The organism is Mucilaginibacter psychrotolerans (assembly GCF_004519315.1).
Taxonomy (GTDB): Bacteria; Bacteroidota; Bacteroidia; order Sphingobacteriales; family Sphingobacteriaceae; genus Mucilaginibacter; species Mucilaginibacter psychrotolerans.
This window is the reverse complement of record NZ_SOZE01000020.1, coordinates 39,050-51,011: the sequence shown is the minus strand read 5'-3', so window position 1 is coordinate 51,011 and position 11,962 is coordinate 39,050. Positions and strand designations below refer to the sequence as shown.

General features: G+C 46.0%; 12 protein-coding genes. 5 read left to right on the top strand and 7 right to left on the bottom strand.

What is annotated here, in order from left to right:
* Positions 1-17: 17 nt before the first annotated feature.
* The 3 genes from E2R66_RS18240 to E2R66_RS18230 form a co-directional block, all read right to left on the bottom strand.
* Positions 18-2,348: a transglycosylase domain-containing protein gene (locus E2R66_RS18240; protein WP_133233203.1), complete on the bottom strand. Its 2,331-nt coding sequence runs from the start codon at positions 2,346-2,348 to the stop codon at positions 18-20.
* 132 nt (positions 2,349-2,480) lie between these two features.
* The gene (locus E2R66_RS18235) at positions 2,481-3,029 is read right to left on the bottom strand and encodes a protein-tyrosine phosphatase family protein (protein ID WP_133233201.1); all 549 of its coding nucleotides are present in this window, start codon (positions 3,027-3,029) and stop codon (positions 2,481-2,483) included.
* A 3-nt stretch (positions 3,030-3,032) separates the two neighbouring features.
* Positions 3,033-3,920 carry a diacylglycerol/lipid kinase family protein gene (locus E2R66_RS18230; protein WP_158288446.1) on the bottom strand — a complete coding sequence of 296 codons (888 nt, stop codon included), beginning with the start codon at positions 3,918-3,920 and terminating at the stop codon, positions 3,033-3,035.
* Between the two features lie 162 nt (positions 3,921-4,082).
* Here E2R66_RS18230 and E2R66_RS18225 point away from each other — a divergent pair, with 162 nt between their 5' ends.
* From E2R66_RS18225 to E2R66_RS18215, 3 genes are read left to right on the top strand one after another with little or no spacing between them, the layout of a single operon-like run.
* Positions 4,083-4,895: a DCC1-like thiol-disulfide oxidoreductase family protein gene (locus tag E2R66_RS18225; RefSeq protein WP_133233197.1), complete on the top strand. Its 813-nt coding sequence runs from the start codon at positions 4,083-4,085 to the stop codon at positions 4,893-4,895.
* A gap of 7 nt (positions 4,896-4,902) precedes the next feature.
* Positions 4,903-5,829, top strand: coding sequence for a TIGR01777 family oxidoreductase (locus tag E2R66_RS18220; RefSeq protein WP_133233195.1), 927 nt, complete (start codon positions 4,903-4,905; stop codon positions 5,827-5,829).
* 3 nt (positions 5,830-5,832) lie between these two features.
* A complete protein-coding gene (locus E2R66_RS18215; RefSeq protein ID WP_133233193.1) occupies positions 5,833-6,309 on the top strand; it encodes an SRPBCC family protein in 477 nt (158 codons plus the stop codon).
* Here E2R66_RS18215 and E2R66_RS18210 read toward each other — a convergent pair.
* Together E2R66_RS18210 and E2R66_RS28415 are read right to left on the bottom strand one after the other, a co-directional pair.
* Positions 6,287-7,129: an MOSC domain-containing protein gene (locus E2R66_RS18210; RefSeq protein WP_133233191.1), complete on the bottom strand. Its 843-nt coding sequence runs from the start codon at positions 7,127-7,129 to the stop codon at positions 6,287-6,289. The two genes, E2R66_RS18215 and E2R66_RS18210, sit on opposite strands and share 23 nt — an antisense overlap.
* 265 nt (positions 7,130-7,394) lie before the next feature.
* Positions 7,395-7,535: a hypothetical protein gene (locus tag E2R66_RS28415; protein WP_158288445.1), complete on the bottom strand. Its 141-nt coding sequence runs from the start codon at positions 7,533-7,535 to the stop codon at positions 7,395-7,397.
* A 78-nt stretch (positions 7,536-7,613) separates the two neighbouring features.
* Here E2R66_RS28415 and E2R66_RS18205 point away from each other — a divergent pair, with 78 nt between their 5' ends.
* Positions 7,614-9,323: a GMC oxidoreductase gene (locus E2R66_RS18205; RefSeq protein ID WP_133233189.1), complete on the top strand. Its 1,710-nt coding sequence runs from the start codon at positions 7,614-7,616 to the stop codon at positions 9,321-9,323.
* Positions 9,324-9,590: 267 nt separating this feature from the next.
* Here E2R66_RS18205 and E2R66_RS18200 read toward each other — a convergent pair whose 3' ends face one another.
* Positions 9,591-10,022: an SRPBCC family protein gene (locus tag E2R66_RS18200; protein ID WP_133233187.1), complete on the bottom strand. Its 432-nt coding sequence runs from the start codon at positions 10,020-10,022 to the stop codon at positions 9,591-9,593.
* Positions 10,023-10,063: 41 nt separating this feature from the next.
* A complete protein-coding gene (locus tag E2R66_RS18195) occupies positions 10,064-10,642 on the bottom strand; it encodes a DinB family protein (RefSeq protein WP_158288444.1) in 579 nt (192 codons plus the stop codon).
* A 245-nt stretch (positions 10,643-10,887) separates the two neighbouring features.
* Between E2R66_RS18195 and E2R66_RS18190 the strand changes: the two genes are divergently transcribed.
* Positions 10,888-11,868, top strand: a complete 981-nt coding sequence (locus E2R66_RS18190) for a GlxA family transcriptional regulator (protein WP_133233183.1) — start codon at positions 10,888-10,890, stop codon at positions 11,866-11,868.
* The last annotated feature ends 94 nt before the right edge of the window (positions 11,869-11,962 follow it).

Sequence of the window (11,962 nt, the reverse complement as noted above, 5' to 3'; positions counted from 1 at the left end):
ACGCTGATATAGGCAATTTATTTAGGCGTTGGCGCATTATTTTCCGGGCTTTCTTCTTTTACAGGAGTTGTTATTACCCCTGAAGTATCCATTGGCATCTCCATCAGGCTATCTACTGCCGTGGTATCAGCTTCTCTTATCCTTGGAGAAGGGCAGTTATACTCTTTGGTTATTTTCACCCATGGCTTAGGGAAAGGCCCGTAGGTGTACCCCGAGTTCGGATCGGCGTACACCTTTTCCATAAACTCACCGAAAATGGGTAACGCCGTATGCGAACCCTCACCGGTTTCTGATGTAGTGAAATGCACGCTACGATCATCCGCGCCTACCCAAATGCCGGTTACCAAATCTTTGGTGATACCCATATACCAGCCATCTACATAATCACTACTAGTGCCGGTTTTGCCACCTATTTGGTTGTCTTTTTTCCATAGGCCGGGGTATTCCCAAAGTGCCTGGGATGTGCCGCCTGGTTCTTCCATCCCGCCGCGGAACATATAAAGCATCAACCATGCTGTTTCTTCGCTCAGCACCTGCTCGGTTTTAAGCGTAAACTCCTGTATAACGTCTCCTTTTTGGTCCGTTATTTTGGTAACCAGCAAGGGGTCTACCTTTTGGCCTTTATTCAGGAACGTGCTGTATGCCCGCACCATCTCAAAAACCGAAACATCATTGGAGCCCAAGGAAACCGATGGCACCGATTTTAGCGGACTCTCGATACCTATCTTGTGCGCATAATCTACAATTTTATCCCAGCCCACATGCTCGGTAACCTGGGCGGTAATAGAGTTTACCGATTTGCCCATGGCCCAACGTAGTGACATTTCGCGGCCCGAGAAGTTGAAATCGGCATTGTTGGGTTCCCAAACATCATCCTTGCCGTTATCCTTGAATTTGATGCTTACGCGTTTGTCGGTAAACTTATCGCAAGGGGTAAAGCCATTATCAATAGCAGTAACGTAGGCAAAAGGCTTAAAAGTAGAGCCCGCCTGGCGTTTGGACTGGTTTACGTGGTCGTAATTGAAGTATTTATGGTCGATACCGCCCACCCAAACTTTTATCTTACCGGTAGATGGTTCCATGGTCATCATGCCGGTGTTCAGGATTTTTGTATAATACTTGATGGAATCTACGCTGCTAAAGGTGGTATCCTGATCACCTTTCCAGGTGAACACGCTCATGCGTTTCTTCTTTTCGAAATAGGCGTTTATCTGCGTAGTATCCCCCTTATATTTTTTGGAAAGCAGTTTGTAAATGGGGAGCCTTTGCTCGGCTTTCAGCAAGAAATCTTTTATCTCTACACCTTTGCTGTCGCGCCAGGGATTTTTATCGCCCCATAAATTATTGAAGCGCTTCTGCAGCATCTTCATTTTATCGTTCACTGCTTCTTCGGCGTATTGCTGCAAGCGGCTATCTATAGTAGTGTATATCTTCAGGCCATCTTCGTAAAGGTCGTAGTTGTTGTCTTTACACCATTTATCCAGCCATTTTTCAACCGCGTGCCGTATGTACGAATCGCCTTGCCCGGTTTTGTCTACATAATGCCCGTCTAGTCCGATAGGGAACTGGGTGTACTTGTCGTAGTCGGCTTTGCTTAAGTAGTCGTATTTCACCATCTGACCAAGCACCACATTGCGGCGTTCAATAGCCCGCTGCGGATAAACGCGCGGGTTGTAAGTAGAGGTAGCCTTGAGCATACCGATCAATGTAGCTGCCTCGGTAGGGGCAACCTGTCCTGGCATTTTATTGAAGTATTTTAAGGTTGCTGTTTTTATGCCATACGAGTTATTGCCGAAAGGCACCGTATTCAAATACATGGTAAGTATTTGCTGTTTGGTGTACAAGTGCTCTATTTTATAGGCTGTAATCCATTCTTTACATTTAAAAACAAGGGTGCGCAGCACAGGTACGTACTGTACCAGGCCCTGTGAGGTGCGTTTGCGCGTATTGAACTGATTTTTAGCCAGTTGCTGAGTAATGGTACTTGCACCACGCCTGTCGCCTTTGGCAGTAGATACCAGCCCGCTTACAAAGCCTATGAAATCTACGCCGCCATGTTTGTAAAACCGTGTATCTTCGGTAGCAACCAACGCGTTGACCAGGTAGGGAGAAATAGCCTTATACTCCACCGGCGAACGGTCTTGTTTATAAAAGCGGCCGATGAGCTTACCATCTGCCGTGTACACCTCAGAGGGAAGCCAAACAACAGGGGTTTTGATTTCACTCATATTAGGCGAATGCCCAAATAGCCATAAGAAATTCAATTCTATGGCGCAGAAAAAGAGGATAACAAAGTAAACAAAGATGGTAAGATATCTCAGGTATCGGTTTCTTATACTTCTGAACATTGGGTAAAGATGGAAATTTATGCAACTATTACCATAGCCGCAGCATAAAAAATTAACAACGCAATTTTATTAACTAAATTTTAATTTAGGCACTACCAATAGAAATTATTTCCCGAAAATTATACGACAGCCTTAAATAGTACTGTTTTTAGGATTTGTATGGCAGATGATTTCTAAATGTTTTAATTGTGCTATCTGCGTTGGGCGTGGGTCAATAAAGGGGCGCACCCGTTTTACCGTGTTAAAAGCATCATAATAGGTGGCTCCCGCCTTGATGAGATAAGCAATAGCCATGGTAGGGCCGCGGCCAAGTCCTTGCCTGCAATGCACGTATACGGTGCCTCCCATGTTTATCTCAGTCTCAATAAAATTTGCACCTTTTAACAAAATATCCATGGTAGGGGGGGTATTGTCTACCGTCGGCAAATGGAGGTATTTGATATGCGCATATTTTGCTTTTGAATAAACCCGATGTTCGCGCATGTTTACAATTGCGGTTACGCCAAGCGCTTTTAATTTTTTTAAGCCGATGAGGTTGTACTGGCTACCCAGATAGAGGTGGGCCGTTATCTGGCTCTTTTTAATATTTGGTAAACCGTAAATGTATCGGTGTAAAATATCCAGCATCTTTTGCATAAAGATGTAAATTACCAGCCACCAGCTTTTTATTATATGGTACATAGTTTATTGTTTTATTGCTGCAACCAACACATTTAAGGCCAGCGGTAGTATTTTAATATGGATGTTGTTTGCCTGCCGTTCGCTATCATCGCATATATAATGGGTACTTTCCTCCATAGTAATCACAATCTCTTTGCAACGCCAGTGCTTCAACACTTCAGATTCGTGATGAAAGATCGTACTCCCCGCAACTTGCAGTACCGACAAAGGGTCGGTATCATGCATCAAGATGACATCCAGAAAACCATCGTTTATACTTATGCCCGGGAAAAGCGCCATATCGCCAATGCCCATGCTGCCGGCGTTGGTAACGGTTAGCAGTACGCCGGTTTCGATGAACGTTTCGCCGTCTATCATTAAATTGTAGGTTTGAGGCTTTGCTACCGCCGCAGTTTTTAAAGCGGAAATGCCGTAAGCTACCTGCCCAAGTTTCTCTTTCAGTTGGCTATCTACCTCCAGTATCATATCCGCCATAACCCCCATATTTACTCTAAGTACAAAAAGGTTACCGTTGGCTAGCCCCATATCTATCCGCATCAGCCGAATTTCTCCTCCGATGATGAGCGCCAAGGCATCCTGCGACTGCTGCGGGATGTTCAATTCTTTGGATAATATATTTGCCGTACCCCCTGGTATAATAGCCATTGGCGTGTTGCTACCGCAAAGGGCCCTTGCTACCTGGCTGATACTGCCATCGCCACCGTAAATGACCACCAAATCGGTTTGGCCCACTAAATCAGATGCTATGCTATAGCAGTCATCTTCTTTAATGGCAACGGTTACCGCCCAGTTAATTGTGGTTTTACAAAGGGCATGTTGTATGTAGCTTAGTATCGCTTCGCTTTTACCCGATGCAGGGTTGATAATAAAATGAATGTTTTGGAATAGCATGGTCATCAAGATTACTCAAATATCATTCCGCATATTGCAGTGATACAATCTTAGCAATGATTAGGTAGAAATTTTCTAAATAAACTTTCAATATGTTTTGAAAGTTCAAAACAATTGTTTTACATTTGTCCATGCAAAAGAATTAACAAACTAAGCAAACAGATGAAAACCCTGCAAAACCACCTGATACTTTACGATGCCGATTGCCCCATGTGCAAGGCATATACCAAAGCATTTACCCATACCGGCATGCTCGATGATGGGGGCAGGGCAAGCTACCAGGATATGCCCGAAGCGGCCTGTCCGCTGGTTGACAGGCAGCGCGCTGTAAACGAAATTGCTTTGGTTGATACGCAAACCGGCGAGGTAAGTTACGGCGTAGAAAGCTTGTTTAAGGTTATCGGCAATAGCTTCCCGTTGTTGAAGCCGCTGTTTGGGTTTGCACCTTTCGTGTGGCTGATGAAAAAAGTATATGCGTTTATATCTTACAACCGCCGGGTAATAATCCCGGCAGCGCATGATCTTAACGGCATACAGCCAAGTTTTAGGCTGGGTTACCGCCTCATTTACCTGGCATTTACCTGGCTGGTTGTAGGGGGTATATTGACGGTTTACGCGCATCATCTATCACCACTTGTACCTATTGGCCATCCGCTGCGCGAGTACTTTATCTGTGGTGGGCAGGTCTTATTTCAGGGCATCGTCATCAGCATTTATGCCCCGGCAAAACGTTGGGAGTACCTCGGTAATATGATGACCATTTCTTTAGCAGGCGCATTGCTACTGTTGCCGGTGTTGCTGCTGGCGAAATTCATTGCGCTGATGCCTTTAATTTGCACGCTATGCTTCATGGCTGTAGCGGGGCTGATGTTCTTAGAGCACATCCGCCGAACCAAACTGATGCATCTTGGCTGGTTGCTTACCGTTAGCTGGGTAGTGTATAGGTTGCTGTTGTTAGCCGTAATCTTAAACTGAATTGATCATGAAATACCATAAAATAGTACTCGCGGGCGGCAATGGCTACCTGGGCACGGTGTTAGCTAAATATTACAAGAACTTTGCGGATGAAATTATCCTGTTGAGCCGCAAACCGGCACCCGCCAATGCCAATATTAAAACCTTGGTTTGGGATGGCGAAACCGAAGGTGAATGGATGGATGCCCTAAATGGTGCAGATATGCTGATAAACCTTTGTGGCAAGAATGTGAATTGCCGCTATACCGAAAAGAATAAACGGGAAATTATCCGCTCACGCGTAGTGCCGACTGCCCTGCTTGGCAGGGTAATCAATAAACTGGCCGCACCGCCAAAACTTTGGATCAACCTGGCGTCTGCTACTATCTACCGCCATGCAGAAGACCATGCGCAGGACGAGACCACAGGTGAGATTGGCTACGGTTTTTCTATTGACGTTTGCAACCAATGGGAGCAAAGTTTTTTTGATACCGATACACCCAAAACACGCAAAGTATGCCTCCGGCATGGTATAGCCCTCGGGCGCAGCGATAGCGTTTTCCCGCGGTTGCTCAACCTGGTGAGGTTTGGACTGGGCGGTAAACAAGGCGATGGAGAGCAATATATTGCCTGGATTCACGAACACTATACCGCCCGCATCACCGAATTCCTGATGGAGCATACTGATCTTGATGGCGTTATTAATGCAGCTGCGCCGGAAGCTGCGAAGAACAAGGATTTGATGCGCATCATTCGCAAAGCTTATGGCATGCCAATTGGCTTGCCTGCACCGCAATGGCTGCTGGAGATAGGAATGTGGGTTATTGGCAGCGAAACAGAGTTGGTACTGAAAAGCCGCTGGGTAGCACCGAAACGCCTGCTGGATGCTGGCTTTGTATTTCAATTTCCTAAGGCAGCGCACGCTGTACATGATATTTTAAGTTTGAGGATGTAAGCCATGGCGATTATCAAGTTAACCACCAAAATAAAAGCGCCCGTTGCGGCATGTTTCGATCTATCACGCAGTATTGATTTGCATGTCAACTCTATGCAGCACACGAGGGAGAAAGCCGTCGCCGGCAAAACATCCGGCCTTATCGGCTTAAACGATTGGGTAACCTGGCAGGCCAAACACTTCGGTCTGAAGCTGAACATGACCATCCGAATCAGCGAATTTGCCGCAAATGATTATTTTATCGACGAAATCGTAAAAGGTCCATTCAAAATATTGCGCCATCTGCACCAGTTTAAACAGGCCGGGAGCTATACCATCATGACGGATGAGTTTATCTTTAAATCACCCTTTGGTTTTTTGGGAAGACTTGTGGACAAGCTGATATTGGAGAAATACATGACTCGCCTGTTGCAAAAACGTAACAAGGTTATAAAGCAGGAGGCGGAAAGGCAGATACCTAAGCCTGCTCTGGTGGCATAATGAAAAACCTGTCCTCTTCGTGTAACTCCAAAACTGTCAACTCGTCGCCAACGTTCATTACGCCAGTGCCGTTGTGCACCAAATTTTGCCCGAAGTATATCTTGTTATTCCTTGCCCTGTATTTAGCCAGGGTTTTTAGCGGCTCCTTACCTTTGGTAGCATTAACCTGATCTACGGTGGTCATTACGCAGCGGGCGCAAAGTTTTACGCCATACATGTTTATCCCGTTTATAGTGATATGCTTCATGCTATCCTCGCTATAGGGATTGCCACCTGTAAAAACGATATTCGGGCGGAAACGGTCCATTGGCAGGGCAGCGGGCATACGGCTGTTCAAATCATCTAACGAAGCCTGTCCGATGATGAGCATTGGATACCCGTCAGAAAAAGAAGTAACCATCCCCTCGCTGGTGTATCTCGGGTCGGTTTGGCGGAGGCTGCTGTCTGGCATATAAACCAGCCTTGCGGGCATCCCCAACTTAGCGGTAAACCATGCATCTATTTCGGCGCTTACCAATTGCGCGGTACAGGTATCGTCCCAAATGGTAACTTCCAGCAATTCTTCGGTTTGTGGGATGAAGGGGATATGGATGGAGGTGCCGTCGGGCTTGTAGGTTACCCATACTCCATCAACCTCTACAGAAGTCTTTAACAAGGCCATCTGTATATTCTCCCGTTGGGAGAGGAAGCGGTTGTTCTCGTAAATCAGCATCCAGCGGCGGTCGTACTGCAGGCCACGATCGGTAACGTGCGCACTATCCAGCGCAATGCCTCCTAAAGATTTGATGGGATAGATGTAAAGCGCGCTTACCTGTAACATGAGGCGAAAATAAGGCTTTGGTTTAGGAATTTAGATTGCCTTAGGATAAATTAACAGGATTAAAAGATTTATGGATTCGACAGGATTTTTTCTGAACCTTGATTTTCATGATTTAAAGATTACCTGATGAATAATTGTGGATGATTCATAATCCTAAAAGATAACTAATCATGGTTCAGAATATGCGATAGGATTGGGCTTTCTTACGTCTTAGGAGAGCCTCGTGTGCGATGCTTGCATATTTATCTGAATTGAATTTACAGAATTATAGAATTTTCAGAATTTTAAAACAAACCTTGTTATGGGGCATTCCCTTTCTAACCTTTCTAACCTTTCTAACCTTTCTAACCTTTCTAACCTTTCCAACCTTTCCAACCTTTCCAACCAACCCTGCAATCGTTTGCATTTTCAATTATTAATCTATAAACTTGTTTTCCCAATATATATAGCCGGCATTTTCACCGGCTAAAACCTAAATAAAAACATGTTAGTAGACGCACCGAACTTAAATCTTAAAGCCAATGCCGGCAATACCTATGATGCAATTGTAATTGGTTCGGGTATCAGCGGTGGCTGGGCCGCTAAAGAACTTACCGAACGTGGCCTTAAAACAATAATGTTGGAGCGGGGGCGTAACTTCGAACATATTAAAGACTATAAAACAGCCAATAATAATCCATGGGATTTTGAGCACCGGGGTAATGTAACACAGGCACAGCGCAACCGCCGGCCCGTTATTTCGCGTAACTGGGGCGCCCAGGAGGCGGTGATGGATTACTGGATAGATGAGCAGGAGGCGCCTTTTACCGAAATAAAACCCTTTAATTGGTGGCGAAGTTATCAGTTGGGCGGGAGGTCTATTCTTTGGGGCCGGCAAAGCTACCGCTGGAGCGATTTCGATTTTGAGGCCAATGCTAAAGATGGATGGGCTATCGATTGGCCCATCCGCTACAAGGATATAGCCCCCTGGTACACCCACGCCGAAAAATTTGCAGGCATCAGCGGTTCTATAGAAGGCCTGCCGCAATTGCCAGACGGCCACTTTCTGCCGCCAATGGACATGAACTGGATAGAAAGGGACGTTGCCGCCAGCATCAAAAAGAAATTTGGCCGGCATATGATTATCGGTAGGGTAGCTAATTTAACTACAGCCATTCCGGGCCGTACAAAATGTCAATTCCGTAACCGCTGTTGGGAGGGATGCCCCTTCGGCGGATATTTCAGCACGCAATCCTCTACGTTACCTGCGGCGTTGGCTACGGGTAACTTAACGGTACGCCCGCAATCAATCGTTACCCAAATATTGTACGATAAAGAGACCAGGCGCGCTAAAGGCGTGGAGATTTTGGACGCAGAAACCAACAAAACGTACCAGTTTTTTGCTAAAGTTGTTTTCGTGAATGCTTCGGCTTTGAATAGTGCCTGGGTACTGATGAATTCGGCGACTGATATCTGGCCCGATGGACTTGGCAGCAGCAGCGGCGAATTGGGCCATAATATTATGGATCACCACTACAACCTGGGCGCAAGCGGCATTATGGAGGGCTACGAGGATAAATATTACTATGGCCGCCGTGCCAACGGTATTTACTTAAGCCGTTTTGCCAACCTGTTTGGCGACAAACGCGAATACCTGCGTGGCTTCGGCTACCAGGGTGGCGCAAGCAGACAGGGTTGGAGCCGTGAAATTGCCGAGTTGAACATAGGCGCCCAATATAAGGACGCACTTTCAGAACCGGGGCAATGGCAAATGGGCCTGGCCGGTTTTGGAGAGTTGCTGCCTTACCACGAGAACAAAATAACCCTGGATAAAGAAAATAGAGACAAGTGGGGCCTACCAACCCTGGCGATGGATGCCGAGATAAAAGAGAATGAAAAGAAAATGCGCGTGGATATCGTGAATGAAGCGAAAGCCATGCTGGAAATGGCGGGCGTAAAGAACATAGAAACACATGACCGTGGCCACAACGTTGGCGACGGCATACACGAGATGGGAACCGCCCGAATGGGCCACGACCCCAAAACATCGGTGCTGAACAAAAACAATCAGGTATGGGATGCCCTAAATGTTTTTGTAACCGACGGTGCCTGTATGACCTCCGCTGCCTGTCAAAACCCTTCCCTAACCTATATGGCTTTAACTGCCCGCGCAGCAAACTTTGCGGCAGATGAGTTGAAGAAAGGGAAGATTTAGTAGTTGGAGATACGGATTGAAAGTTTTTTATGATCCGGAAGAGGAATTTGGATGGTGCCAAAACAAAAAATCCCTCCGGGTTAGGGGAGGGATTTCAGAGCGAAAGACGAGATTCGATCTCGCGACAGCGGCATTGGGTGAATGCACTCCTGAAACGCAATATTTAAACCTCTACAATCGTATCGAATTTTTAAAGATCCCCCTAAAACGCTCTTTTTTGTGGCCTGGATAAGAAGCCTTTTTCTTCGACCTGCTAATAATACCAACTTACAAATCCGGATTGCCCTTGCCGGTAGTTATCAGGTTGCGCAAGCTTTGCAGATAGTAATTCCAACCACCACTGCAACCTTCGTAACAATCCAACGCAGGAACCAGTCCTATATGAGTAAACCAAAGTGTCGTTTGCCCGCCCTTTTCTTCGATATCAAATACTACGGTAGTGCCGTTCCATTCGGTTTTATCGTTTACAAAATTGATGCTGCCATCGGTAGTTAGCCACACCACTTTCTTAAGCGGGACAACCTCGGTTAACAGATGTTTACTGTAGTGCACATCCTTGTGCCGGTACACAAACTCGTCGCTTTGTTGCTTCGACGCACCTTCGAGGCTCTCAGACCACCAGCCGCGCACGTTGGTTACGGCATCAAACACCTGCTGCGGCGTTTGGGTAACGGTAAATGAAGTTGTAAAATCTGTCATGGTATTTATTGGTTCGCCAGGGTATCAAGAAAAGTTTGCAATTAATTCTTTGGGAAATCAGTGCTGTTTTTTACTTCTTCCAGTTGTTGGGTATGCCTGTTGCTATGCGCTGCTATCAGCAAAATAAATTGGTAGCTATCGTAGGTGCCGAGTGGTAGTACGACCACGTGGTTACGCAGGTCCCGCTGCGTGTTTTTAACAAACGCGATTAATTTTTTACGGTTCTCTTTAAATGCTTTTAGTGCTTCCGCGACGGTTTTGTAAGGCGAGTTTGCCGGCTCCAGTGCTGCGAAGGTTTTTGATTTATGCGAGCGGTCTTCAACGGCAGCAACCAATTGCGCATCAGTAAATTTTATCCCAGCCCTTTGGTCGGGATTTGCGGGTAGTTTCAACACAGCATCCGCCATTTGCCAAAGCTCTTTTTCGGCTGCCGCAATGTGTTTTACACAGTCTTCCACGCTCCATTTATCGGTAGCGGGTTTGTATTGCAATTGTGCATCCGTAAAGCCTTTTATGGATGCGAAAACGCCTGCTTCGGTTTGCGTTAATAGTGTGATGGCATATTCCCTTTCCTGGGGCGTGAGCTGGTCTGTTGCCATCGTAACGGATGCTGTTGTCATTATCATTGGTTTTTGTTGGTCAGTTTTTGGGGCTTGATAGCCTTTTTTGCTGGCGCTAAGTCCAAGCAACGCCAGTAACAGGCAGATGTTCGTATTTCTCATGGTTTTGGGAGTGGTGTTTAAAATCGTTTGGCGATATCACAAATATAGATTCCGAATATCACTGATATGGGGTGTTATTCAGACAACATAACGGGTTGATTTAGACATTGCTAAACCACTACCTTTACAGTAAAGCATTCGTTATGAAACATCTTACCATCCTGGTGCCGAACGGCGAGAACAACCTCAGCAGTATTGTGGGGGCCTATAAGATTTTTACCCGCGCCAACGCTTACCGCAAAGAACTTGGTAAAAAGCAGGTATTTGAGATAGAGCTCGCCGGCATATCCAACGAGGTGGACTTTTACGGCGGTTTATTCACAGCCAGGCCGCATAAGCATATATCGGCAATCGGCAAAACCGATCTGGTTATCATCCCATCCCTTAATCATAATTACCATCAAGCTATAAAAACAAACAGCGAATTGATCGATTGGCTTGGCAAACAATACCGCAACGGCGCCTGTGTAGCCAGTATTTGTACCGGGGCCTACTTGTTGGCGGCAGCTGGTTTACTAGATGGTAAAAGCTGCTCTACGCATTGGTCGGCTGCAGATCAGTTGAAGCAGCTTTATCCTAAAATCAGTCTGCAAACAGATCAACTCATTACTGATGAACAAGGTATCTATACCAACGGAGGCGCTTACTCCTTTCTTAACCTCATCCTTTACCTGGTAGAGAAATACTATGACCGCGACACGGCAATTTTTTGCGCAAAGGTATTCCAGATAGAGATGGACAGACATAGCCAATCGGCATTTATTATTTTTAAAGGGCAACGCACGCATACCGATGAGCTGGTGAAAAAAGCGCAGGCATATATAGAGAGCATGCCCGAAGAAAAAATATCGATGGAAGACCTGGCGAGTTTTGCCATTGGCCGGCGCAATTTCGACCGGAGGTTTATAAAGGCAACCGGCAACACGCCTTTAGCATACGCGCAGCGGGTTAAGATAGAGGCGGCAAAAAAAGCGTTTGAAACCAGCAGGAAAGGCGTTAACGAAGTAATGTACGAGGTAGGCTATGCCGATTTGAAAGCGTTTAGGGAGGTATTCCGGAAAATTACCGGGCTTTCCCCATTGGAGTATAGAACCCGCTACAACAAGGATTTGGCAATGGGGTAGCTGTAAAATAATCGGCTACCCCAAATTTCTCTTTGTCGCCTGCCTCTTGAATACCAATCAGGCGCTTTAGAATGTTTTGTTGAGCAATTTCCAA